The 24,329-nt window shown below is 37.1% G+C and carries 20 protein-coding genes, 1 tRNA gene and 1 other RNA gene; 13 read left to right on the forward strand and 9 right to left on the reverse strand.

Features of this window, described 5'->3' with window-relative positions; all coding sequences use genetic code 11:
- From mnhG to ABOO_RS01950, 3 genes are read right to left on the reverse strand one after another with little or no spacing between them, the layout of a single operon-like run.
- The gene (gene mnhG / locus ABOO_RS01940) at window positions 1–348 is read right to left on the reverse strand and encodes a monovalent cation/H(+) antiporter subunit G (protein WP_008082162.1); all 348 of its coding nucleotides are present in this window, start codon (window positions 346–348) and stop codon (window positions 1–3) included.
- Window positions 345–611, reverse strand: a complete 267-nt coding sequence (locus ABOO_RS01945) for a monovalent cation/H+ antiporter complex subunit F (RefSeq protein ID WP_008082361.1) — start codon at window positions 609–611, stop codon at window positions 345–347. Before ABOO_RS01945 ends, mnhG begins: the two co-directional genes overlap by 4 nt.
- Entirely contained in the window at window positions 608–1,132 is a 525-nt protein-coding gene (locus tag ABOO_RS01950; protein ID WP_008082563.1) for a Na+/H+ antiporter subunit E, read from the reverse strand. The genes ABOO_RS01945 and ABOO_RS01950 overlap by 4 nt, the downstream gene beginning before the upstream one ends.
- A gap of 130 nt (window positions 1,133–1,262) precedes the next feature.
- Between ABOO_RS01950 and ABOO_RS07960 the strand changes: the two genes are divergently transcribed.
- Window positions 1,263–1,383: transfer RNA gene (locus ABOO_RS07960), tRNA-Pro, on the forward strand.
- 45 nt (window positions 1,384–1,428) lie between these two features.
- On the opposite strand, the gene ABOO_RS01955 is transcribed toward ABOO_RS07960, so the two are convergent.
- From ABOO_RS01955 to ABOO_RS01965, 3 genes are read right to left on the reverse strand one after another with little or no spacing between them, the layout of a single operon-like run.
- A complete protein-coding gene (locus ABOO_RS01955) occupies window positions 1,429–4,128 on the reverse strand; it encodes a hypothetical protein (RefSeq protein ID WP_008082125.1) in 2,700 nt (899 codons plus the stop codon).
- On the reverse strand, window positions 4,121–4,516 hold the full coding sequence (locus ABOO_RS01960) for an HNH endonuclease (RefSeq protein WP_008082482.1): 396 nt from the start codon (window positions 4,514–4,516) through the stop codon (window positions 4,121–4,123). The genes ABOO_RS01955 and ABOO_RS01960 overlap by 8 nt, the downstream gene beginning before the upstream one ends.
- A 45-nt stretch (window positions 4,517–4,561) precedes the next feature.
- Window positions 4,562–5,071 (reverse strand): helix-turn-helix transcriptional regulator, encoded by a 510-nt coding sequence (locus ABOO_RS01965; protein ID WP_148221961.1) that lies wholly within the window; start codon window positions 5,069–5,071, stop codon window positions 4,562–4,564.
- Between the two features lie 134 nt (window positions 5,072–5,205).
- Between ABOO_RS01965 and ABOO_RS01970 the strand changes: the two genes are divergently transcribed.
- From ABOO_RS01970 to ABOO_RS01985, 4 genes are all read left to right on the forward strand, one after another.
- The gene (locus tag ABOO_RS01970; RefSeq protein WP_012997121.1) at window positions 5,206–6,240 is read left to right on the forward strand and encodes a transcriptional regulator; all 1,035 of its coding nucleotides are present in this window, start codon (window positions 5,206–5,208) and stop codon (window positions 6,238–6,240) included.
- The gene (gene cas1 / locus ABOO_RS01975; RefSeq protein ID WP_008082266.1) at window positions 6,241–7,455 is read left to right on the forward strand and encodes a CRISPR-associated endonuclease Cas1; all 1,215 of its coding nucleotides are present in this window, start codon (window positions 6,241–6,243) and stop codon (window positions 7,453–7,455) included.
- Window positions 7,456–7,477: 22 nt separating this feature from the next.
- A complete protein-coding gene (locus ABOO_RS01980) occupies window positions 7,478–10,381 on the forward strand; it encodes an HsdM family class I SAM-dependent methyltransferase (RefSeq protein ID WP_008082245.1) in 2,904 nt (967 codons plus the stop codon).
- 335 nt (window positions 10,382–10,716) lie between these two features.
- Entirely contained in the window at window positions 10,717–12,090 is a 1,374-nt protein-coding gene (locus ABOO_RS01985; RefSeq protein WP_008082084.1) for a hypothetical protein, read from the forward strand.
- 122 nt (window positions 12,091–12,212) lie between these two features.
- Here the strand turns inward: ABOO_RS01985 and ABOO_RS01990 are convergent, their stop codons facing one another.
- Complete coding sequence (locus tag ABOO_RS01990) at window positions 12,213–14,066, reverse strand: S9 family peptidase (RefSeq protein ID WP_012997123.1); 1,854 nt, start codon at window positions 14,064–14,066, stop codon at window positions 12,213–12,215.
- Between the two features lie 96 nt (window positions 14,067–14,162).
- Between ABOO_RS01990 and ABOO_RS01995 the strand changes: the two genes are divergently transcribed.
- Window positions 14,163–14,471 carry a Holliday junction DNA helicase RuvB C-terminal domain-containing protein gene (locus tag ABOO_RS01995; protein WP_008082048.1) on the forward strand — a complete coding sequence of 103 codons (309 nt, stop codon included), beginning with the start codon at window positions 14,163–14,165 and terminating at the stop codon, window positions 14,469–14,471.
- On the opposite strand, the gene ABOO_RS02000 is transcribed toward ABOO_RS01995, so the two are convergent.
- Complete coding sequence (locus ABOO_RS02000; RefSeq protein ID WP_008082090.1) at window positions 14,461–15,657, reverse strand: adenylosuccinate synthase; 1,197 nt, start codon at window positions 15,655–15,657, stop codon at window positions 14,461–14,463. The two genes, ABOO_RS01995 and ABOO_RS02000, sit on opposite strands and share 11 nt — an antisense overlap.
- 172 nt (window positions 15,658–15,829) lie before the next feature.
- On the opposite strand from ABOO_RS02000, the gene ABOO_RS02005 reads away from it, so the two are divergent.
- The 6 genes from ABOO_RS02005 to ABOO_RS02030 are packed head-to-tail and all read left to right on the forward strand — an operon-like array spanning window position 15,830 to window position 22,711.
- Window positions 15,830–16,237 (forward strand): DUF6015 family protein, encoded by a 408-nt coding sequence (locus ABOO_RS02005; RefSeq protein ID WP_008082190.1) that lies wholly within the window; start codon window positions 15,830–15,832, stop codon window positions 16,235–16,237.
- Window positions 16,238–16,246: 9 nt separating this feature from the next.
- Window positions 16,247–18,007, forward strand: coding sequence for a ribosome biogenesis/translation initiation ATPase RLI (locus ABOO_RS02010; RefSeq protein ID WP_008082479.1), 1,761 nt, complete (start codon window positions 16,247–16,249; stop codon window positions 18,005–18,007).
- A gap of 30 nt (window positions 18,008–18,037) precedes the next feature.
- Window positions 18,038–18,703 carry an ERCC4 domain-containing protein gene (locus ABOO_RS02015; RefSeq protein ID WP_008082437.1) on the forward strand — a complete coding sequence of 222 codons (666 nt, stop codon included), beginning with the start codon at window positions 18,038–18,040 and terminating at the stop codon, window positions 18,701–18,703.
- A 35-nt stretch (window positions 18,704–18,738) separates the two neighbouring features.
- Window positions 18,739–20,823: a DEAD/DEAH box helicase gene (locus tag ABOO_RS02020; protein WP_008081939.1), complete on the forward strand. Its 2,085-nt coding sequence runs from the start codon at window positions 18,739–18,741 to the stop codon at window positions 20,821–20,823.
- Between the two features lie 45 nt (window positions 20,824–20,868).
- A complete protein-coding gene (locus ABOO_RS02025; RefSeq protein WP_012997124.1) occupies window positions 20,869–21,300 on the forward strand; it encodes an Lrp/AsnC family transcriptional regulator in 432 nt (143 codons plus the stop codon).
- Window positions 21,301–21,340: 40 nt separating this feature from the next.
- Window positions 21,341–22,711, forward strand: coding sequence for a transporter substrate-binding domain-containing protein (locus tag ABOO_RS02030; protein ID WP_008081979.1), 1,371 nt, complete (start codon window positions 21,341–21,343; stop codon window positions 22,709–22,711).
- An 8-nt stretch (window positions 22,712–22,719) separates the two neighbouring features.
- Here the strand turns inward: ABOO_RS02030 and rnpB are convergent.
- An RNA gene (gene rnpB, locus ABOO_RS07860) (RNase P RNA component) lies at window positions 22,720–23,090 on the reverse strand.
- 159 nt (window positions 23,091–23,249) lie between these two features.
- On the opposite strand from rnpB, the gene ABOO_RS02040 reads away from it, so the two are divergent.
- Entirely contained in the window at window positions 23,250–24,281 is a 1,032-nt protein-coding gene (locus ABOO_RS02040; RefSeq protein ID WP_012997125.1) for a TDT family transporter, read from the forward strand.
- The last annotated feature ends 48 nt before the right edge of the window (window positions 24,282–24,329 follow it).

Below are 24,329 nucleotides of genomic sequence, written 5' to 3' on the forward strand. Positions count from 1 at the left end.
TTAATCCTCCTCCTTTTCTTCCTTGTACTTATCAACCACGCTACCTTCCCAAAGCTTAACTCCATGCTTATAACTGGCCCTAGCCAAGGCGCTCGCACCTATTGGCGCAGTCAAAACTATGAACGCTGCAATAATCAAACTCTTAGGAAGCCACCCAAGATCTATTAATCCTATACCAACGAGTACGCTTAAAGCTCCGAGAGTGGTCGCTTTTGTTGCTGTTTGCATCCTATTGTAAACATCAGGCATGCGAAGCAAACCTATAGAGGCAAGCAGGAGAAAGAATGTCCCTATGCTGATAAATATATAACCTATTATCTGCAAAATTAAAAGTATCACATTGCTCATAGGCCTCCCTCCAGATACCTTGCAAGTGCTATTACGCCTACAAAAGCCAAAATGCCATACACGAGTGCCACATCCATATATATGAACCTCTGGAAGAAATATCCAAGGAGAACCAAGAGCACTATGGTTATGTTAGTCAATATATCCAACGCTACTGCCCTATCTGGCGCTGTGGGGCCCTTTACAAGGCGAATTATTGTTAAAAATGCTGCCACGGAAATTAATGCTATGAATATTGCACATATATCAATTGAACAGTTCATTCAAACACCTCTCTTAGGTATTTCTCAAAATCCCCTTTTATAATATCTCCAGCTTCCTTCTCATCCTCGCTGTGCACATAGATCCAGTGAATGTAATATTTATCATCAATAATCTGCATAGTCATAGTACCTGGAGTGAGAGTTATTGAATTTGCCAAAGCCAGCTTCCCGACAGGATTTTTCAAATCCGTCCTTATCCTCACAATACCGGGCTTTATAGGCCTCTTAGGACTCAAAACCCTATAAGCAACATCAAAATTTGCTTTTATCATAGCCCAAATAAAAACAGGGATATATTTCAAAAACCACCAAACTCTATGGGGGGATAAATTATACAAACCCCTTTCGGATAAATGCTGATAACTGAAAGCTGCTGCAATAAGTGATAGAACAATACCTGCTGTAAACTCCTGCAAAAATTGCTCCTCTTTAATCCCAGGTGAAAATGTGAATCCACACCAAATTATGATGAATATCAGGAAGGCATACAGGAACCGGTTCGCATTGCTTACCTTTTTCAAGTTACCACCTTCTTTGAGGCTTTTTTCTCTCTGGTAATCTTGAGTTTTATATTTAATCTTATTTGTTCGATTTCCGAACCATTGAAAAGGAAAAATTAATTTATTAGTTTGTTCATTCACCAATCCCCATGGGGCCGTGGGGTAGCTTGGTTATCCTACCGGCTTTGGGAGAGGAACCACCAGCGGGTTCCTTTACCTCCTGCAACCCTCCAGAAAAGCCGGTGACTCCGGTTCAAATCCGGGCGGCCCCACTACGAGGAGGGGGATATATATACATCCCCTCTTAAGTTCCCTTTTCACATCACTCCTGATTTGTAGATCTGATATAGGATTGGATACAACTTCCTTTTTCTCTTGGGATACTTTCCACGCTTTAGGTTTGTTTTAAGCTTCTTTATTGCCCTTAATGAGACTTTGACATCAGGATATTTTGCATTAATATACTCTAATATTTTCTTAGGTGAAAGACTCGATATAAAATCTTTGAAATCTTCCATTTTCTCATATTCTATGTATTCAGGTATACCCATTATCATATTTTTCTCTAGCTCGTTAGACTCCTTCCCTATGTATTTTATGTGGTCAACTGTTATTTGTCTCCTATTCAACAATCCAACATCCCCTTCATACTTTCCGTCATGGTGGTTAAAGTAGTCTTCAAGAACTTTAGAAATGGGTTTCCAGTATTCTTTTGTATCTAAGGGTAGATCTTGAGAGCTCAGACCTGACTTGTAGTCAATAAACGGTCGGTATGGTATAAGCTCAAACTTTTTATCTTGAGGGCTTATGAAGGGCATAATTGGTATTACTGGCTCACCATTCTCGGAGCGGTAGGCAGTCCCAACAGTAACAAAATTGAAAGGTTTTATCTTCTTTGCTAGTTCTTTATTATTGTTCAGATAGTCAAACCTTTTAAGAACCTGTGGGGTTGTGACTGTTAGTTGAGATACAGCATACTTGTGGTGGTATTTTTCAATTATCTCTTCTCTACTATCAGGGTGATAGTGCATTTTTAGAATATCTTCCCAAACCTCTTTTGGGTCTATGCCTATTATATGACCTAAGCCGTGAGAAGACTCTTTTAATATCTCTATTTTTTCACCATTAATACGATACAGGCAATACCTCTTAGCAGAGATGCCATAAAATAGCACATTATCTAATGGTATGCCCTCTTCGTTGTCCTCGATTTTAAACATGTCAACACTATAAGAATAGGGGTTTAATTTTTCAAAGAGCTCCTTGACCTCTCTAACTTTTTCAGGTTTTACAAATATGCTGTCTGTATCCATGTAGGCATAGTACCCATTATTTGAAGCAATACTTTCAGCAATAGCCAAGATAAGCCTTGCACCAGAGGTTAGGAATATGGCTATTATTGGGTTATATGCCTTTCCAATGCTCTCTATTTTGCCTACCTTAGTGTTAAACTCTTCAAGACCATAGACGGTGATCTCCTTATCTTTTACTTTTTCACTATTTACCTCTATAAATATTCCATAAGAAGAAGCATTTGCTATTATCTTAAACTCATTCTGGATAACTTTTAACTTCTCAATATCTCCAATGCCTCTCTTTATTTGGTCTTTGTACTCAAGCCTCTTCTCTATGATCTTCTTTATGAAATTCTCTTCAGGGGCTATTGTAATACCGTTGATCTCTATAGCTCTTAAACTCTGTCTACCTACTGGCTCAAATGTCAAAGAATCTATTATTTCAGGGGCTTTTCCAGTTAAAATTTTAGATGAAATTACATCTTCTATAGTGTACCATATAGGTCTTTGAGAAGTCAGGTAGTTAATTCCTATATTGTAGACATCTCCACGGTACTTCATCCTTATGGGTAATATGTCCCTATCAGGTCTTATTAATACAATACTCCTCATTAAAGGGTCTCTCCATACCTCTTTATCCTGTAGGCTTTCAACACTTATCTTTGATAGGAATGATTTGACCTCACCTTTGGTAGCTCTTACTCTTATAGACCTAGCCTTAAGAATCTCATCTAGCTTGAGTAGTATGAAAAGGGTGGGGTACATAGAGGTAAAGTCAAGGTATGTAACGGGAATAGGGCTCTTCCTTATCTTACACTCAGTCCTACCACCATAATAAGTAGTCATAGCAAAGCCCAGTACCTCTTTAGGAAAATCAGGGTTAAGCTCCATAAATGGACTTATACCCATCTTATTGAGGTAGTACTTACCTATTGATGCTGGGGAATATAGTAGGTTTTCTTCCATGTCTATATTGAACATCTCTTTTCTCTCCATAAGTTTAAGGTAAAGTTCAAAGGTCACTTGCACATCGTTTAAGTTGTACTCTATGTAGTCTTTATTTATTGCTCCATGCCTCTCAGGGTGTGTCTTATAGTGCTCACACTTGAACTCTTTGGAGGCTGACTCTAAAGTATGTCTCTTGTTTGTTAGGGCAAATGCAAAAGTCCTCAGATCTACAAAATACCCTTCGTAGTGCGTGTATTTTCTCTTGCTCTTCTTTCTGAGTGGTCTTAAAAACTTTATAAAAGACTTTGTGGAGTCCAATGCTCTTATCATGACCCTTGGGTTTCTAGGATCCTTTGAGAGTGTAAAAGAAAAAGCCCTCGGGTCTTTCCTAGATATTGTGTAGTCAATAGCCAGTCTAGACAAGTCAAAAGGTAAGTTGAACCCTATACACTTTGCCCTTGCTTGGTAAACATAGGGGTAAAAGACCTTTTCAACAAACCTAGTCTTTGGTATGACCTTAATACTGTGGCTATCTCCAAACTCTATTATTTTCTCCTTTTCAGACTCTTTTAGGTTATCTTCATAGAAAATATACCTCTCAATAACCTTATTGTTCCTTGCAATTAAACTTGATCCGAATAGTAGGTTTTGGTACTCATCAGTAGTTGTCTCGGTATCGAAAACAAGCAATAGTGAGGGGTTAGGTGATATTTTCTCTTTATACCCACTCCTATTATCACTATGAGAAAAACACCTTAGAGCAATATCACTCATACTTATTACCTCCAAGGGGGAAACACCTTAGTGCAATTTCCCTAGCAATCCTCTCATAAAAGAAGTTTTGGGTCTTGTAAGCCTTTAACTCTAAAATATCTATGAGTCCCCTCAAAAAGAACTTGTGTCTCTTTTCTGTAGGTAATCCTCTCTTTAACCATTCTTCGCCCCATAGGTTCTGTTTAGCACTTAAATGTTGGTGACATTCTTTACAGACTAAAACGACCCTGCTGTCATGCTTCCTACCTGCAATATGGTGTCTTTCAAGACCTTTTGTAGCTCCGCATATCTCACAGTACTTTGGTAGCTCTCTCTCATACTCAAATAAAGAGAGAACCCAGTTCGAAGCTTTAGAATACTCTTTTTCAATAGTATCTCTAACATCCATAAGGATCTCATCAATGCATAGTGGAGACTGAGAATACATAGGGACTCACCAATTGTATATCTCATAGAACTCGGGTTCTTCTATAGACCTTGCAATATCTACCAGTTTTTCAGGGTCAGTCTCTAGCTTGTGTATGTTACCCTGAGCATCTTTTATTTTTATGTTTCTAAACCTCTCAACAGCTGTAATATCACCAGTCTCTAGAAATATTCTTACTGCATTGTGGTACTTACCTATTATAGAAGCATACCTTGAGTCATTCACCTCTATGCTAATTTTCTTACCATTTTCATTTATGTCCATTACTCTAGAGATTTTGTCATACCTCTTTGCTATCCACCTACCGTTAACCTTCTTAAAAGCATTAGTGCTCTTAATCACGGTGTTTGGAGATATACCTACCTTCTTACATGCACTTGACAAAGACTCCCCTTTCCTTACTCTAGCAAGTACTTCCAAGCTCTTTTCCCTTAGCATTTTCTCTCGAGGGCTCAATAAGCTCCAAGGCTTCTTGAAGACCCTCTCTTTTCCAGACATACTACTTTTCTCTCTCATACCTATACTATAAACATTGGGGATATATAATATAGTGAATTCACTACACTTTACTTTATCCATAATGTTAAATATCTTTGAAAAACTTGAAAATACACGGAAAATATTATATTGCATTGTTCACTATCATGAGTATGGAAAAGTTCCAATCAGCTACTAGGATAATAGCACATAGAAGGAAACAAAAGACAAGAGAAAAAGTTCTTGGAATTATAAAATCACATGGAAAAATAAGGTTCAAAGAGCTTATGCAAGAAAGTGGGTTGTCTAATAGGTGGCTCTCTATAACTCTCCATGAACTCCTTGAGGAGGGTCTGATTAAGCAAGTAATTGGGGATATAGAGGTTAAGGGTAAAAATGGGGAGCCTGTGTTAAAGAAGAGGGCTAAGTTATACACAATCACTAAAAAAGGTGATAATGTTTACAGTAATGCATGGTATATATTACACAAACTAGAAGATTTGAGAGAAAGAGGTTCTACATATTATCATAACGATTTTGAACTATTTGGAGTTGATATAATAATGAATGGGGTAGAAGGTGATGCATTTAATACATTACCTACAATTCCAGAATATGAATTTTTCATAATGCGTAGCATATTTAGAAAAGTGGGTGCATACGATATTAAAAACCTCTCAGGTGAAGTGATTATTGCACTAAACTTTGATATGCATAAATTAATTGGAGGTATTTTAGAAATTAAAGACTTCATTAAGATGTTAATTAAAAATGCCGATGTTTTTGAGAGTGATCTTTTTAGGGATATGGGTTGGAGAGATAAAATTCACAAGTTTATACATCTCCTTAATTATTCCAAATTACTAGTTGATAATAAGGATATAATTGAAAGAATAACGAAAAATGGGAATAAGTTATTTTTGTCCTACAAGCCATTAATAATTTCGAGTTATTATCGTACTGGAAAAGGTCTTGATGAAGAAATACTAGAAAAGGTCAAAGAGCATATTGAAAATGATACAAATCCCTTAGAGGATGAAAATATTAAGCATAAATTGATTAGAAAATCTGGTAATATTACCGAATTTCCCATTTATGATTATTTAAATTTACTTAAGGTATTTAATCTCACTAATTACCCATTTCTACAAAAAATAGAGTTAGTGAATGAAAAAATAACTAGAACAATAGAGAATGGAGGTATCTAAATGAACCCTCTTTTAGTTAGTGGTTATGGAATTTCCATAAATGTGGATAAAAGGAAACTAGTAATAAGGGAAAAAGGTAAACAAGTTCACGAATTTTACCCCCACCAGATAAACTACGATTCCCTAATAATTGAAGGTTATTACGGGAATATTTCCTTTGAAGCTATAAGATGGTTAATGAAGCACAATATAACGGTATCCGTTTTAAACTGGAACGGAAACCTACTTTCCGTATTTTTGCCTAAGGAACCCATTAACGGAAAACTGAAAATAAGGCAGTATGAAATATACATTAACGAAAAAGAGAGACTGAAAATTGCGGAAAAAATATTAGAGGAAAAAATAAGGAAATCGGAAAATATGCTATATGAATTAAGTGAGTATTATCCAGAAATTGAGCACATTAAAGTAAAAAAGAGGATAGAAAAAGAGGAAAAACTAAAAAGGGACATGGAATTAAAAGAGGAAAATAAACCGAAATTATCCTATTTATTGATGTATGAGGGAAGGGTTGCGCAAATATACTGGAAAGAGTTATCAAAGATTTTCAATAAACTGTACCCTGAATTTAACTTCACTTCAAGGAGTACTAAGTCTTATTCTTGGAACATGAACGCTTCAGATGAAATAAATGCACTTTTAAACTATTCTTACGCACTACTTGAGTCTATGATAAGAAAGCATATCAATGCGGTAGGTCTAGACCCATCGATTGGTTTTTTGCATGAACTAGCTTCCTCTAAGACCCCTCTTGTATATGATCTTCAAGAGCTTTTTAGGTGGGTATCTGACCTATCCGTTATCCAACTTCTAGAGGATAAGAAGTTAAAGAAATCATCTTTTATTGTAACTGAGAACTACCATATACGCCTTAAGCCCCAGACCTCAAAGCTCCTTGTTGAGAAGTTCAAGCTCAATATGAACAAGAAATATGAAGTTGGTAAAAAGAGGTACACTCTGGAAACAATTATGTTCAATACAGTTCGATCCTTGGGTAAATATATCCTTGGGAAATCTAACACCTTGAAATTTGAGATTCCATATATCCGTATAGAACATATAGAACCTGAATTAACAGAGAAAATACTTAAAATGACACCAGAAGAGAGGAAAGCACGGGGAATAAACAAGTCTACACTCTGGTACCAAAAGAAGAAACTGGCTCAAGGTAAGAGTATAAAAGTGTATGGGAAGGTAAAGAGTAAATTAAAATAGATTTAAGTATTATATCATTAAGATGTCAGAAAAAAGAGGAAAGGTCACTGAAAGATCTTTATATCCAGCCATTATAGATCTATTAAAAAAAAGAGGTGCCGAAGGAGTCGAGGAGATTAAATACGAATCTCAGCCAGATATAATCGCTGATTGGTTAGGAGCAAGATGGATTATTAGCATAAAAATAGGGAATTATACAAAAAGTATGTTCTTTAAAAATGCCATGATACAATATGCAAGGCATATAATTGATTCGGGTCTTAAATATGGAATGATTATATTTTTACCAGAGAGTATTAGAAATATTTCTGTAGAAGAGAAAGCTCTTTATAATGCTATCAGAAATAAAAAAGCTTATGTTATTTTAGATACTCCTGAAACTCAGAAAGAATTTTTAGATACCTTACCCAATATTTTTGAGGAAGTAGAAAGAATTTTAAAAGAGAAAATCAAATCCACATATAGTTTAAAAACGGTAATTACCCTTTTAAAAGAGCAAATCAATGATATTATGAAAGAGACTAGAATTACAGAGAAGGAAATGACCAATATAATTACAAGTGATGAATTGTTTCTTGGGATTAGTGCATCAAAACATAAGGATATAAAAGTAATAAAGTTTATTTCGACATATATTTTTTTAACACAGGTTCTATTTGCTAGGTTATACGGTGTAGAACATCCAGCAATTTTAAGCGGTTTTGATATTAGAAATATAACTAAAGAAGGTATAAGAGAACTCTTTAGACGAATTACTGAGATAAATTATAGACCAATATATAAATTTGATATACTGGATACCATACCTGAACATTATATAAAAGATACTTTCACTTTGATATGGAATTTAAAGATAGAAAATATTAGGTTTGAACTCCCAGGAAGATTATTTCATGAGCTTATGCCAAAAGAAATTAAAAAAATGCTTGCTGCTTTTTATACTAGACCAATAGCTGCAGAAATTTTATCTTGTGTTACAATTAACAATGCTGAAGAAGTCGTATTTGATCCTGCTTGCGGTTCTGGTACGATACTGACTGCAGCATATAGAAGAAAACGAGAATTATGGAATAAACAAGAAGATCCTCACAAACTCTTTTGTGAAGAACAAATTTATGGAACAGATATAATGCCATTTGCCGTAAATCTAACCACAGCTAATTTAGCATCTCTTAATCCTAAAATTACAATAGAAAAAATGAACATAGCAAGAGCTGATAGTCTTAAACTTGAACTAAACGTGCCTATTAAAAATGGTTTATCTAAATTAGAAAGATATGGTATACCTATCTCATCTAATATTAAAAGTAAGAATATGCAAGGTGATGAATATGATATGGTTCTAGACCTAATGGATGTTGTTCTAATGAATCCCCCATTTACAAAAATTGAAAGGGGAGTAAAGAAATATATAAAAATAGAGCGTTTCAAATCACGAGTTGGAGGAGAAATAGGATTATGGGGGCATTTTATAGCTTTGGCAGATATGATTCTTAAGCCAAATGGTATGTTTGGAGGGGTTATTCCTATTAATATATTGAGGGGAAGAGAAAGTGAAAAAGTAAGAAAAATAGTTTTTGAAGAGTGGTTACCTCTATATGTAATAAAATCAACAATGAATTATGGTTTTTCTGAATCTTCTGAATATAGAGACATTCTAATAATAGCTAAAAAAACCAAATCAAAACCTATTAATCATAAAGTTAAGTTTGTTTTAATTAAAAAAGATCTAAATTCATTAAGCTTTAAAGATGTTAAGCGGATATGTGATAGGATTAAAACCTCATCAAAGTTAAATGACCCTCTACTAGAAATAAGATCGTATTCTATGGAAGATATAAAAAAGCATTTTGTTAATATGATGTGGTTTATTAGTGGGTCATCTTTTGAATGGAAAGATAATCTTTTAAACATAATAAGAAAATCCGAAATGGTGTTAGATTATTTCCCACATAGTGGTAATGGATATTTTATGGAAGGATATAGACCCGTACCAAAAGGTGTTTCTAAATTCATGTTTATTACAAGACCTATTAATGAAAATAGGATCGATAAAGCCTTTTTAGTTCTCATCAAAGAAGATGATAAAAAAATATTCGCTGAAACAAAAATGATGTATGAAATGAGTAAACTCAATGAACATTCAAAGAGTAGCATTTTCGATTTTGATAAAGATAAGTTTTTACTCACTATTAGAACACCCGTTGGATTGAATACAATGGATATTACAAATAAACATGATTATATTGCTATATCTCCTTATAAGGACATAGAAAAAATCCAGAGACTTTCAGGATTTAATAGTTCATTAAAAAATAGTTATTGGAATAATATTAAAAAACAAATGAATAATATAAAAACTAAAATTATTGTAAGCCGTCGCATAAACCCTTATTCTCCAAATACACATTTGATAGCTTTCTTCTCTGAAAATGATATTTTTCCTTCCAATCAAGTAAATGTGGTTGTAGAACCAGATCCAAGGAAGGCAAAAGCTGTGACCGTTTTATTAAATTCAATATTTTTCTTGGCTTATTTCTTTAATCTTAAGGAAGAGACTACTGGGAGATATATAGATATTCGTTTTTATGATTTATACTCAATGAAACTGTATCCTACTACTAACACACAAATTGATAATTTAGTAAAAGTATTTAATAAATTTAAAGATGTAAATTTTCCTCCCTTAAGAGAGCAGCTTGATGAGCATTTTACTGAAAGATATTCTGTATTCTGGAGCTCAGAAAGAAAAAAAATTAAGCCTTTGATACCTGTTGATTCTATAAAGCCGCATCCTGTACGACTAAAATTCGATAAAGCCATAATAAAAGCTTTAAACTTATCAATTTCGCATGAAGAACTATTGCAAGCTTATAATGCAATAATAAACGATATGATTATTACCCGAGGATTAAAAAAAGATTGAGTTCAATTAGTTCAAGTCTTTTTATTTTTTTGTGTTTAAATAGATATTTATAAAAAGGGAACTTAAGAGGGGATATATATATATCCCCCCCCACTACGAGGAGACACCTACGATTAAGTCCCCCTTTGGGACTAACTCGCAGCTTTTGCTGCTCGTTTCCCCCTCTACCCTCTTCCCTAAGGGATAGGTGCTTTACCTCCCAAAGAAGAAAAGTGTTTTATCCCAAAAGAAAAAAGTTCCTTTAAAAAGCAGCTTTACCCCCAGAGAAAATTTGCTTTTTCTATTCTAGAAATTAAAGAAAAAAAGCAATATATTCAAAAATATTTCAGATACATATGAAAAGATTTCCAAAGGTGAAAGTTATCACACTTATAGTGGTTTTGCTCTTATTATCTATTACTGCAGGATATTATATTTTAAACACCAACAAAATAAAAATTTTGGAGTGTGGGTATTTCTTTGGTGCCAATCCCAAAAATCCTAATCAAACAATAACCTACATTTATTTGAAATTATCTGCGCCTGTTCATAATGGGGATATTATCCATATTTACAAAAATGAAAGCGATTTTTACTATAACTTGGTGACTTGGAAGGTTAATCGCACACAGGATGGCAAAACCAATATAACCATACCGCTTGATATGCTTGATAATCTCAATGGCTCCATGGACATTTATATAAAGAGAGGTAGTTCTTATCTTTACAGGGGAAAAATATCGTTTTCTGTACACCCCCACCTTGATGTATCCGTGACAAATATACATGTTCGTCCTGTAAGTGCCAAATACGCGTACATAACAAATGTGCATCTCTTAATAAAGTCTCAAAGACCAATTTATATATGTGGATTGAATTTTACAGTGTTTAATATGAATATCTACAAGGAGGTTAATAGTGTGATTTATGGTGTAAAGAAGGTTAATATAAGTGTGTCTCCTGGAAAGGTTGTACAACTTGTGCAAAAGGGCATCGTGCCTGTGAAGATTACACTTCTCTATCCAGCATATCCCGATAATCTTGATAAGCCAGAGAAATATCCCGTTGATAGTGAATGTGTAATCAATTTCACTTACCCTCCTGTTGTTATAACTAATTTCTCGATTTATAATTCTTCGTCATATCCGTCATATATCTTCCTTTTATTTCAACTCAGCAGATTTCCTGATTATCCGGTCCACATTATAGTTTACAAACTCAATGGTACAATTATAGGAGAAGGATATGGTGTTGGAATAGGTAAAAATGATACTGTATTCATATCCGTACCCTTCCCCCCTAATTATAATTTCAACGGCACATATGTTGCAGTTTTAGAAGACAATTACGGATTTGCCCTTAATAGCCTTACATTTACTCTCAAATCTGGGCCACTTAAGTTAATTTCTCACGAAGAAATATTTAATGAAACAAATGACCCCAATAAAGTGATTTTGAGATCACTAGTCCTTAAACTGGAGAATCTTGGAAATTTCAACTTCTACATAACACACTATGAATATAAGATAAGTTTTATTTCAAATGGCACCGTTGCTGCATCAGGGGACTATACTTGGTTCTATCAAGCGATACCCCCCAGAAAATTTACTAATGTAACCCTTCCATTTTATGTGCACCTCATTAAAGGAAAAACTTATAAAATTTCCCTTACATTTGAAGGTGGCAACAAGAATGTCAAATGCACGATTGATTACACTTTTAAAGCGTAATTGTAAGAATGCGCTCCAGCACTTGAAAACTACAAGTTTTATTCATACAGGAGAAAGATTGAGGAGAATATTATTAGCTGCGTTCGCGGTTTCGGAGGAAATGAGGAAAATAGAAGAAAAGATCATTCCATATGCTCTTTGAACCAATCAACTATCTCCTTCAATCTTATTTCTCTGTGCTTTGGCTTTCCACTGCGAGATAAATCGTGATTTTCGTGGGGAAATAGAACCATCTTTGTATCCACACCCTGCATCTTAAGGGCATAGAATAATTGATATGCTTCACTTATGGGGCATCTGTAATCCTCCTCGCTATGTATTATCAGCAGCGGAGTTTTTATATTCTTGGCATATTTCAATGGACTCATACTCCAATAATTCTCAAATCCTTCCCAGAGATCCTTACCGGCACCAATATAATCTTTGTTAAACCACGGCCCTATATCACTAGTGCCCCAGAAAGAGAGTTGGTTGCTTATGCTCCTCTGCGTAGCTGCAGCTCTGAATCTATCCGTATGCCCAACAATCCAGTTAGTCATAAATCCCCCATAAGAGCCTCCAGTAACAAATACCTTTTTCTTATCAATTGAATAATTCTCAAGCACAAAATCAAGAGCTTCCATCAAATCCTTGTAATCTCTATTTCCAAAATCACCTCTAATCTTCAAAGCAAATTCTTCAGAATAGCCAGATGAGCCACGGGGATTTGTGAAGATAACAGCAAATCCTTGAGAGAGGAAATAGTAGAACTCAAACATAAATGCATGGCCATAAGATGTTTTAGGTCCCCCATGAATCTCCAAAATAGCTGGATGTGGCCCTTTACCCTCTGGCAACAAGAGCCATCCCTCTACCTCTTCACCATCACTTACTTTCACTGTAAAATGCTCTCCTTTGGGCAATTTTAAGAACCTATTTAAATTGGTTATTCTTCTCTCTCTGTCCCTTTTTATAAAAACATCTGCAGGATGATTCATTTCCTGAGCTATGAAAGCTAAAGTACCCTCAGCATAGGCAAAGCTTTCCACACTTCTATTCCCATTCAAAATTTTCCAGCATTTACCATGGCTGTATATGAAAACTGGTTGCTTGCCCCTATCCGTTGCTATGAATAGAATTTCATTTTCGTTTATCCATTGCATCACACTGCCACCACCAAATCTGGTATCAGAGTTCAAAGATTTCCCAAATGAGAATTTATCCCCGCAGGCAAGTTCATAATCTCCGCCTTCCATAGATAGCATGTACAACCGCTTGTGCTCTGCAAATCCTTTGTCATGGAAACTCAAGAATGCAGCTATCTTCTTGCCATCAGGAGATATTCTAAACGAGCTTATACTTGCTTTTCTCCCGCTTATCCTTTCACCCTTTCCTTCTTTGAGAATATAGAGATTCTCCATAAACGGCTCACGCTCATCTTCCGAGGCAGAGTAAATAATCCTGCCATTTTTAACATCAAAACTTGAAATTTTCTCATCCACATTGCTTAATTTTTCAACTTTACCTCCTTTTAAAGGTACTCTGAAAATCTGCATACTTGCATTGTAGATGAATCCCTTACCATTGAAGTAAAAAGGTATGGATGTTATGCGTTTTACATCATCATTCTCCTTATTCACCACAGGAGATAAAAAGTAAACATAATCTCCGTCAATTTTCATATTGATAACGCCTTTTTCCACTTCCGCTATTTTCCTTGATTCCCCACCCACAAGGGATATCACTCTTATCTCACTTTTTTTCTCTCCCTTCCTCACATACACAATTTTATCACCTGCAAATCTAGGCATTGTATCCTTGGGACCGGATGTGAAAGCCTTACTCTTTCCATCATAGAGATAAATCTTAGAAAGGTAATCATTCTTCTTTTTATCCATCCTTGCAACCACATAGGCAATCTTGGTTCCATCCTTGGATACTTGCACATCCCCAACAAGCTTGATCCTATACATATCCGATAATTTTACATTTTGCATATTTTTGCATGCATATACAAGAGATAAAACTTTCGTTTCCAAAAGGTTTTTATCTCATCTTTCTATACATGCTAACAAGCATCAGGGGGTGAGAAAATGACAATAACATATAAATTGGATACCGAAATGGAATTGATAGAAAGGCATATTAAAGTGCTCAAAGCTGTTATTGAAAATCAGCCAGTTGGAATTATTAAGCTTTCACATATGCTCAACATGCCTGAACATAAGATAAGATATTCACTTCGTCTTCTTGAGCAGGAGGGAATTATTGAGGCCTCTCCCAGCGGAGCAAAAATAACAATAAAGGCTAAAGAAGCTTTGGAAGAGATAAGAAAATTTGTAAGAGATATGGAGAAGAGATGCGAAGAAATAAACAATATAATTGATAGCATCAATCTATGAGCATGGTTTCTTCCCTGCTCGCTCCATAGGATATCATCCGTACTTTAGCTCCCGTTTCCCTTTCTATCATTTTCATATAATTCCATAAATTTTCATCTTCTATGCTTTTCCATCCAGGAAGTTTCATATAAATTGGTTCGCATTTCTCAATATGCATAGGAGGATACTTTCTCTTCCCACTGCAGTTATACTCAAAAGCCACCGGTATTTCTTCCATACCCTGCAAAATATCAACCTTGGTTAATGCAATTTCATCCACACCCCCAACCAGAGTTGCATAACGCAGGAGGGGTAAATCCAACCAGCCAATTCTCCGCGGCCTTCCTGTTGTAGCCCCATACTCTTTACCCCTATCCCTCAACTCTTCGGCCATTTTCCCGAAAATTTCAGTTGGAAATGGACCTGCACCAACCCTTGTCATATAGGGCTTCATAACACCTACAATTTTATCGATGGATCTGGGAGATATTCCAAGCCCAGAAAGCATACCTCCCGAAATGGTGTTAGAGGATGTCACAAATGGATATGTGCCAAAATCCACATCCAAAAGAGCAGCCTGAGAACCCTCAAAAAGCACTTTCTTTCCCGCTCTTATCACTTCATTTAACCATATCTCAGTATCTACAATAAATTCCTTGAATTTTCGCACCTGCTCCCTTATTGCCCTTGCCTCTTTCTCCACCTCTTTTTCATCATAAATACTCCATAATTTTGTTGCGAGCTTCAATCTTTTTAGCAAAATAGCATCATCAAAAACATCCCCAACTCTTATACCCACTCTCTTAACCTTTGTCTCATAGGTGGGACCTATTCCTCGCCTAGTAGTCCCTATCCCTATAATCTCATCTTCCTTTTCATCCATAATTTTGTGAAACGAAGTTACCACATGCGCCCTGCTGCTTATCTTTATCTTTGGCTCTAATCCTTCCCCTCTTAAAGATTTAAATTCCTCATCTAAAACTGAAAAATCTATTGCCATCCCGTTTCCAAGGACTCCTATCTTTCCTCGTAAAACCCCACTTGGTATGAGGTGCAATTTGAATTTTTTGCCATTATACAACACGCTATGCCCAGCATTACTGCCTCCCGAATACCTAGCGATTACATCAAAATCTTCAGCGAGGTAATCCACAATTTTCCCCTTCCCCTCATCGCCAAACTGCAAGCCAATAACTGCAATGTTCATATCCTCACCAAAGCATAAAGACAAATTAGGTATTATAACTTTGCGAAATGAAGATATGCTATAACATCTCAAGAAAAATTTAAAAATGTTTCCATTATCAACCCCTTCAATTAGAAATGTTTAAATAGGAAGGTTGAGTAATAGCATATTGCACACTGGGAGTGAGTGGAAAGTGGAAATAGAAGATGTAGAAAGCGCAGAATTCGTGGTTACCGTCGATTTTTTGGCCAAGGCAATTCAAAATGGGTTGAGCAGGCCCAAGAGAAGATTGAGCATGGAAGAGGCAAAAATGACAGCTGAGCATGTTCTCAACTTCTTCGGGTATGGAGATAGGATCATAGACAACATGCTTGAGCCCGAAGATCGCGATACTTTTTACATCCTTGAGGACTTGGCAATTCTTAAAACAGAGAGAGAAGAAACAACGCTTTGGGATGGTAGAGAGTGGCGTATTCATTACTGGCTTCTAAACAAGGAGAGAATTTACGAGCTTGTTTATTATAAGCAAGAAGAAGAAAAGGAGGAAGACATAGAGGATATATACACAGACCTCCCAGACGAACTTTGGATTAGGGGTTGAGGTGCTTTTATGCATATTGCAGTTGTTTTGCAGGATAGATGTCAGTTTAAAAAATGTAATTACGAGTGCCGTCTTTATTGCCCACCGGTTAGAATGGGTATAGATACGGTTGTTATAACAGAAAAGGGATATCCAAAAATTATAGAAGAACTGTGCGAAGGATGCGGGATATGCGTTCACAAATGCCCATTTGAAGCCGTGAAGATAGTTGGATTGCCAGAGGAATTAAAAGAAGAGCTCGTGCATCAGTACGGGGAGAATGGCTTTCGACTTTACAGATTACCACAGATCAAGCAAGGAAAGGTTGTTGGTATCCTTGGCCCAAATGGGGTGGGAAAGACAACGAGCTTGAACATCCTCTCAGGAAATTTAATTCCAAATTTGGGAAATTACGAGAAAAAGCCATCTTGGGACGATGTGATTGATTACTTCTCCGGTAATGTTATGGCTGATTACTTCTCAAAGTTGAGAGATGGAGAAATAAAAACAGCTTTAAAGCCACAGTATGTGGATAAAATCCCAAGGGTTTTTAAAGGTAAAGTCAAAGAACTATTAAAGAATGTAAACGAAGATATAAGCGAGGTTGCATCCCTTTTGAAAATTGAGAACATATTAGATAGAGATGTGGATAAGCTTAGCGGTGGAGAATTGCAAAGTGTAGCAATAGCAGCAACCATGCTAAAAGATGCAGATGTTTATTTCTTTGATGAGCCAAGCAGCTATTTGGATATAGATCAAAGATTGGAAATCGCAAGGATAATAAAGGATTTGGCTGAGAAAAAGATAGTTTTCGTGGTTGAGCACGATTTAGCTGTTATGGATTTCATAGCAGATGTGGTTCATATTTTATATGGAAGCGAAGGAGCTTATGGGGTTGTTTCTCAAATCCGAGCCACAAGAAACGCAATAAATTCATTCCTTGAAGGGTATTTGAGAGAGGAGAACATAAGGTTCAGGCCTTGGAAAATAGAATTCACAGAGCATCCTCCAAAGAGAAGCTTGGAGTTGCCCACATTGATAAAATGGCCATACATAGAGAAAAAATATGAAAATTTCAAATTAGAAGTTGAACCGGGAGAGATAAAAATAGGAGAGGTTGTGGGCGTGGTTGGCCCTAATGCCACAGGAAAGACAACATTCGTGAAAATTCTTGCGGGAGTAATAAAAGCGGATAGGGGAGAAATAAATGAGGAAGTAAAAGTAAGCTACAAACCGCAGTACATAAAGCCTCAGTACGATGGCACAGTGGAAGAATTGCTTATGTTCACCTTCAAAGATAGAATGTCCAATTCATTCTTTCTATCCGAAGTAATCAATCCTCTGGGAATTAAGCATATGTACAACAAGGATGTAAACGCATTATCTGGGGGAGAGATGCAACGCTTAGCAATAGCAATCTGCCTTGGGTTAGAAGCGGATTTATATCTCCTTGACGAGCCCTCAGCATATTTGGATAGCAATCAAAGAATGATTGCGGCGAAGGTGATTCGCAGGGTTATGGAAAACACCGGCAAAAGTGCTCTCGTTGTAGACCATGATGTTTATTTCATTGACATTGTGTCGGATGATGTGATGGTTTTCGGTGGAGAGCCAGCAAGGCATGGCATTGGTAAAGGACCTTATCCCATGAGAGAAGGTATGAATCTATTCTTAAAGAATGTTGGAATAACATTCAGAAGGGACGGAGAGACAAAGAGACCAAGGATAAACAAGCCCGGAAGCTATACAGATAGGGAGCAGAAGGAAAAGGGTGAATATTATTACGCATAAATTTTTTAATCTTGTGAAAAATTTACAACTATGAAAATATTTGTGGATTATAGGGAGCGCTCAGTTCTTGATATCATAGAGGATATTTTTGACTCATTTGAACTCGTAAATCTCCCAGTCGGTGATTTTCTAATCACATTTGATACCTATGCAGTGCTCGTGGAGAGAAAAAGTGCTTCAGATTTCTTGAATAGTTTAAAGAGCAACCGCCTCTGGGACCAGATGAGAAGGATGCTGGCTCAAGAGGTTATGGGTCATAAGATAAGAAGAAGGGCCCTGCTTATCCACGGTTATATGGGAGATGAAATATCCTTATCCTCTTTTGGATGGAACCATATAATGGGTGCATATATGGAAATTCAATACAGATACGATATTCCCATATTCCACGCGGAAGATGATGATGCCCTAGCAGAATTTTTCAGAATTTTGATAAAGAGAGAAACGGAAGGAAAGAATGAAGGGGAGTTTGAGAGAAAATGGATGAGAATTCCACCAAAGAGAGTTATGAGCGATGAAGAGTGGAAAATTTATGCTCTTTCTTCACTTCCATACATAGGAGAGAAAATCGCCAAGGCTCTTTTAGAGCATTTTGGGAGCATTGAGAAAATTGCTAGGGCAAATATAGTTGAGCTTAAGAAAGTTGAAGGTATAGGGGACAAGAAGGCAAGGCAGATATATCGCATATTTCACTGAGGAAAATTATTATACGAATGATGAAATAAGCCCCCGTGGAAATATACGATATCCCGTTGAATAGCGAATGGCTAAAAGTTTTTGAAGATGAGGGAATAAGATACCTCTATCCTCCACAGGAAGAGGCGATAAAGAAACTCTTTAGCGGGAAAAATTTGGTTGTGGCAATACCTACTGCAAGCGGTAAAACTCTAATCGGGTATATTGCGATTTTGAGGGCATTTAAGATGGGGTTGAAGAGTGTTTACATCGTACCATTGAGAGCCTTGGCAATGGAGAAATACGAGGAGCTTCGCAGATTTGAAAAATTCGGAATGAAAGTTGCCCTTGCAATGGGAGATTACGATAGCCCTGCGGGATATCTGAAGTATTACGATGTGGTCATAGCAACTAGCGAGAAGATGGATTCCATTTTAAGGCATGATTTAGAATACGCCTACAATCTTGGAGTTGTCATAGTTGATGAAGTTCATCTTTTGGGAGAGGCATCAAGAGGCCCAACTTTAGAAATGGTTATCTCAAAAATTAGGGATGTGAATGATGAGGCACAGATAATAGCCCTATCCGCCACAATCAACAATTCCCAAGAAATCGCAGAATGGCTAAACGGGGAGCATGTTTACAGCGAGTTCAGGCCTGTACCCCTGCGCCTTGGAGTTTATTACGATGACACGCTTCTCTTTGAGGATGGAGAGAAGGTTGAAATAAAGCACGATGCCATAAACATAGGAAATTTAGTGCGAAGGAGCATAGAGTTAGGAGGGCAAGTGCTGATATTCGTGAATAGAAGAAAATCTGCAGAATCCCTAGCCGAGAAGTTGAGGAGGAGAGTAGAAGGGTATTTGAACGAGGAAGATAAGAATGAACTCTACGCTTTGTCGGATAGCATTATGGAAGAGGAGTACACAATATATAGCGAGAGAATTGCAAAATTGATAAGGCATGGCGTTGCCTTCCATCATGCTGGCCTGAGCAACAGGCATAGGAGCATAGTGGAAAGAGCATTCAAAAATAAGTGGCTAAAGGTTATTGTGGCAACACCCACTCTTGCCGCTGGCATAAACCTTCCTTCAAGGACTGTTATTGTTAGAGATGTCACCCGCTATGATGGTTTCTCAAGCGTGTACATTCCCGTTATGGAAGTTAAGCAGATGCTTGGAAGAGCTGGAAGGCCAAAGTACGATAAGTATGGAGAAGGGATCATCTATGCGAGAAGTGAGAAGAGAGCCCATGATTATATGGAGATGTATATACGAGGAGAGATTGAAGATATAGAATCTCAATTATCAAACGAGAGCGCACTTAGAACTCACATATTGGCTCTAATAGCCAGTGATATGATAAACAAAGAGGAGGAAATTTTCGAATTTTTCAAGAAAACATTTTACGGGTTTAAAATGCCAGTGGAGAATTTAGAGAGAAAAATTGAGAGAATATTGGATTTTCTGGAAGAATATGAATTCATAAAGAGAAAGAGATTGCTCCTAGCCACTCCATTGGGCAAGAGAACTTCAGATTTATACATAGACCCCTATACAGCCATCATATTTCGCAAATGCTACGAGCATAATTTTGATATTTTTTGCATCCTTCATACCATTTCCTGCACACCAGATATGAATCCAATAAGAGCGAAGAGGAGTGAGTTAGAAGAGTTATTCAGTTTAGCCTACACTCACGAGCTTGCCATAGACGAGTTTGATGTTGACCAAGATACTTTCTTTGGTGCCTTGAAAACTGCATCCATACTGATGGATTGGATTGCGGAAACATCGCAGGATAAAATAATTGAGAGATACGATATTGGGCCAGGAGACCTACACGGAAGGGTTGAACTTACAGATTGGCTCCTATACGCATTTGGAGAGATTGGAAAAGTGCTGCACTATCCTCATATCAGGAATGTGGAGAATTTGAGATTAAGGGTGAAATATGGAGTTAAGGAGGAGCTCTTGCCCATCGTGTCCCTCAGGGGAGTAGGTAGAGTCAGAGCGAGGAGATTATTTGACTCTGGCTTTGATTCAATAGAAAAATTGAAAAGGGCAAATGTGAGCACATTGATTATAATACCCGGAATCGGAAGAAAATTGGCGGAAGAGATACTGAAGCAGGTTAAATAGTGCATTTAAAATACAAAAATGGCATTCTCACTTGGCGGTGAGTTTATGAACCTAGATGATAGAGACAGGAAAATCATAGAACTCCTACTCAAAAATTCAAGAATGAATTATTCTGAAATCGCAAAGGTATTGGGTATAAGTGATACTGCTGTAAGGAAAAGAATTAGAAATATGGAGAAAAATGGAGTAATCCGAGGGTATACTCTATCTGTAGATCCCCACACCTTGGGCTATAAATGTGTTGCCATTTTGGGCATAGATACAGAATCGGAGAAATTTTACTATGTGGCTAATGCTCTTAAAGATATGGATGAGGTAAAATGCGTGGATATGGCAAGTGGGGAGAATATGATAGTGGTTGAAATCTGGGCAAAGGATGGAGAGCAACTTGCAAGAATAATCTCCGAGAACATAGGCAAGATAGATGGAGTCAAGAAGGTAAAATCATCCATTGTTTTGCAAAAATTGAAAGGGTGAGGAAAAGTTTTATATTTATCCTTCCAATTTATTATATTAAATGAGCCACCATAAATTTCTTTACTTGCTAATCGTGCTACTCCTGCTCTCATCCCTATTCCCATTAGTTTATTCTGCACCACCAAGAACTGGTGGGGGAAAAGGTATTGTTAAAATTGCAATTGATAAAAATTTGCCCCCATACTCATACATAGACCAAAATGGAAATTTGGTGGGATTTAATATAGAGCTTCTAAAGGCCATGGAAGAATACACAAATTTCACATTTGATTTCGTTCCTGGAAATTGGGATCAATGCATGTTCCGTCTTCAAAATGGAGAGGTTGATGCTTTAATGGCCACGGTTCCAACCCCGCAGAGGAATAAAAGCTTTGCATTCACAGAAACCTATATGCACCTTTATTTTGATTTTTACCAGAGGGCAAGTTTAAAGTCAATAAATAAGATAAGTGAAATAGGAAACCACACAATTGCAGTGGTTAGAGGAGATGTAACTGAAATATTCCTCAAGAACTGGATGAACGAGACGCACGAAAAAGTGTACCTGGTGGAAGTTGCCACACCCCAAGAGGGTTTGAAGCTGGTAAATACAAACAGCGTAGATTTATTTGTGTACGAAATTCACACATCCTCGTACTACATTGCAAAATATAACTTGAATAATGTTCGTCTTACAAATATCCAAGCATTCTCTCTGCCTATCGCAATAGCTGTAAGGAAGAATGAGCCATGGTTGGTACAGGAGTTAAACTATGCAATTGATAAAGTTAAAAATAGTGGAAAATACACTATTTTGTACAACAAATGGTTCAATCCTCCCACAAACGAGCAAATACCTTTTTATCTTTATGTTGCCACCGTAGCATTGGTCGCTTCTGTGAGCGTTATAGCATACCTGGGAGTGAGATATAGAAGAGCTTCTAAGAGAATGAGCGCTCAACAGAAAAGAATTGAAAACTTAATTAGCTTATCTCAAACTTTGATGGAAAAGATGCCTATTGGAATAATTTACCTCAAAAATGGAAGATGCGTATATGCAAATCCTGAAGCAATGAAAATATTAGGCTATAGTTTCAAGGAAATAAATGAAAAAAGGCTCTTCAGACACTTTTTGAAAGATGGGGAAATCAAGATGAAAACGAAGGATGGTAGGACTAAATGGGTGTTTACAAAATCCATAATCTACGGAGGAGGGAAAATAATCAGCTTGATTGATATAACGGATAAAAAAATGTTAGAAATAAAAGAGCAAAAAAGGTTTGAATACATAAATAACATGCTAGATGCTTTGAGAAACCCCATGCAAAACATACTTTTTGCCGTGGAAAAAATTGAAGATCCTAAGATGCAGGAAATAATAAAAAAAGAAAGCGATAAAATTTCCAATATTCTGAAAGAAGAAACAGAATGAATTGGGCCAAGTGCCAGGAGTAAGCCCCCTTCTGTTCTGAGGAGACACCTACGGTTTCTCCCTCTACCCTCTTCCCTCAAAGGAAGGGGTTAGAAGGGGGAACCTTGGTGCCCCCTCGTGGCGGCATCCGACTAAGCACCCTACCTGCGCCTCGTCGGGCAACTCATAGGCACGATTTGGGCTTGCTCCGCCGGGGTCGGCCGTTTCAACAGCTCCCACGGAAATGTCATCCGCAGGGAATCATCCTGCTCCGCGGGCTGTGTCGTTTCTGCTCCGTTGCCGTCCCTCTCAGGACCACCGCTTGCGCGAGGCCGGCTGCCCGAAGGAGGGGGGACTTTCCTCAGGAAGGGACACCTGCGGTTTCCCTTTCCATGCCCTTCCCTTTGAAATTTAGGGCCGCAGGTATCCTCTTCCCGTGGCCGCCCTCTGGCTCTTGGCCCATATTAAAGATAAAGGAGTAATATTTAAAATTTTCAAAAAGAGTGAAATATCCACTTAAAAAACGAAAATTTATAACACCGATTATAATACAGAATGCGTGAGTAGTTTCAGCGAGCATATAAAAAACTTTTCGCCATCATGGTTTGCAACCGTTATGGGCACTGGTGTATTTGCCACTTCAACATATCTATTATCTTTTGGAAATCCCATTATGCTCACACTAGCTCATTTCATAACTGTACTAAACTTCCTCATGTTTTTCGTAATTCTCGTGCCTTGGACAGCAAGGTGGATTTTCTACCCAAAAAATGCTCTCGCAGATTTTCTGCATCCGATAAGATCCAACTTCTATGTCACATTCGGAGTAGGCATGCTCGCACTATCTACAAATTTTTTCGTGGTAGAGAAAATCCCTTCCGTGGGACTTGCATTCTGGATCGCCGGTACTATTGAAGTTATGATTAATGCCTTCGTGTATATGTTCTTCGTATTCCTAAACAGAAGGATAAAATTGGAAGATATAAATCCATCCATGTTCATAATGACTACTGGGTTGTTTCTTATATGGGGTGCTGGAAGAGCAGCAATACCTTATATGAGAGACATAGGCCTTGAAACCCTGAATATCACATTTGATTTTACCTTTGGCACTGCTTTCTTTCTTTACATAGGTTTTCAAACAATCTGGCTTCATAGATACATTCTATCAGAACCCCTTAAATCATCTCAAATGCCTCTATTCTGGATAAATCTTGGGCCCATCGGTGCTGCTTTATCAGCCCTTTTATCACCACCCGTCATTGTGGAATTTAAATACATCGCGTTATTTTTTGCATCTCTTTTCTGGGGCTACGGTATCTGGTGGTTCATACTTTCAGTGGCAACCACCATATATTACGCAAAAAGAATTTCAATGCCCTATAAAACAGTGTGGTGGGCCTTCACTTTCCCTCTGGGCGCTTATATAATAGGGACATACTATTACGCACAACAAAAAAATTACACCACATTGATATATTTTGACATAGCCATATACATAATGTTGTTCATTCTGTGGACAATCACCGCTGCCCTTACTCTGTACCACATAATAAAAGGAGGCATAAGGGAAAAAGAAAACCTCGACTAATTGAAAAATTTAAAAAGTGCAAACAATCCCTAAACTTTATTACCATTC

Origin of the sequence: Aciduliprofundum boonei T469 (assembly GCF_000025665.1) — an archaeon.
Taxonomy (GTDB): domain Archaea; phylum Thermoplasmatota; class Thermoplasmata; order Thermoplasmatales; family Aciduliprofundaceae; genus Aciduliprofundum; species Aciduliprofundum boonei.

What these genes read in the sequence shown, in the direction of transcription:
- ABOO_RS01945 (WP_008082361.1), bottom strand. Translation starts at nt 611, where the DNA reads ATGAACTGTTCAATTGATATATGTGCAATATTCATAGCATTAATTTCC.
- ABOO_RS01995 (WP_008082048.1), top strand. Translation starts at nt 14,163, where the DNA reads ATGACAATAACATATAAATTGGATACCGAAATGGAATTGATAGAAAGG.
- ABOO_RS01970 (WP_012997121.1), top strand. Translation starts at nt 5,206, where the DNA reads ATGGAAAAGTTCCAATCAGCTACTAGGATAATAGCACATAGAAGGAAA.
- ABOO_RS01990 (WP_012997123.1), bottom strand. Translation starts at nt 14,066, where the DNA reads ATGCAAAATGTAAAATTATCGGATATGTATAGGATCAAGCTTGTTGGG.
- ABOO_RS02030 (WP_008081979.1), top strand. Translation starts at nt 21,341, where the DNA reads ATGAGCCACCATAAATTTCTTTACTTGCTAATCGTGCTACTCCTGCTC.
- ABOO_RS02010 (WP_008082479.1), top strand. Translation starts at nt 16,247, where the DNA reads ATGCATATTGCAGTTGTTTTGCAGGATAGATGTCAGTTTAAAAAATGT.
- ABOO_RS01960 (WP_008082482.1), bottom strand. Translation starts at nt 4,516, where the DNA reads ATGGATGTTAGAGATACTATTGAAAAAGAGTATTCTAAAGCTTCGAAC.
- ABOO_RS02025 (WP_012997124.1), top strand. Translation starts at nt 20,869, where the DNA reads ATGAACCTAGATGATAGAGACAGGAAAATCATAGAACTCCTACTCAAA.
- ABOO_RS01980 (WP_008082245.1), top strand. Translation starts at nt 7,478, where the DNA reads ATGTCAGAAAAAAGAGGAAAGGTCACTGAAAGATCTTTATATCCAGCC.
- mnhG (WP_008082162.1), bottom strand. Translation starts at nt 348, where the DNA reads ATGAGCAATGTGATACTTTTAATTTTGCAGATAATAGGTTATATATTT.
- ABOO_RS01985 (WP_008082084.1), top strand. Translation starts at nt 10,717, where the DNA reads ATGAAAAGATTTCCAAAGGTGAAAGTTATCACACTTATAGTGGTTTTG.
- cas1 (WP_008082266.1), top strand. Translation starts at nt 6,241, where the DNA reads ATGAACCCTCTTTTAGTTAGTGGTTATGGAATTTCCATAAATGTGGAT.
- ABOO_RS01955 (WP_008082125.1), bottom strand. Translation starts at nt 4,128, where the DNA reads ATGAGTGATATTGCTCTAAGGTGTTTTTCTCATAGTGATAATAGGAGT.
- ABOO_RS02000 (WP_008082090.1), bottom strand. Translation starts at nt 15,657, where the DNA reads ATGAACATTGCAGTTATTGGCTTGCAGTTTGGCGATGAGGGGAAGGGG.
- ABOO_RS02015 (WP_008082437.1), top strand. Translation starts at nt 18,038, where the DNA reads ATGAAAATATTTGTGGATTATAGGGAGCGCTCAGTTCTTGATATCATA.
- ABOO_RS01965 (WP_148221961.1), bottom strand. Translation starts at nt 5,071, where the DNA reads ATGAGAGAGAAAAGTAGTATGTCTGGAAAAGAGAGGGTCTTCAAGAAG.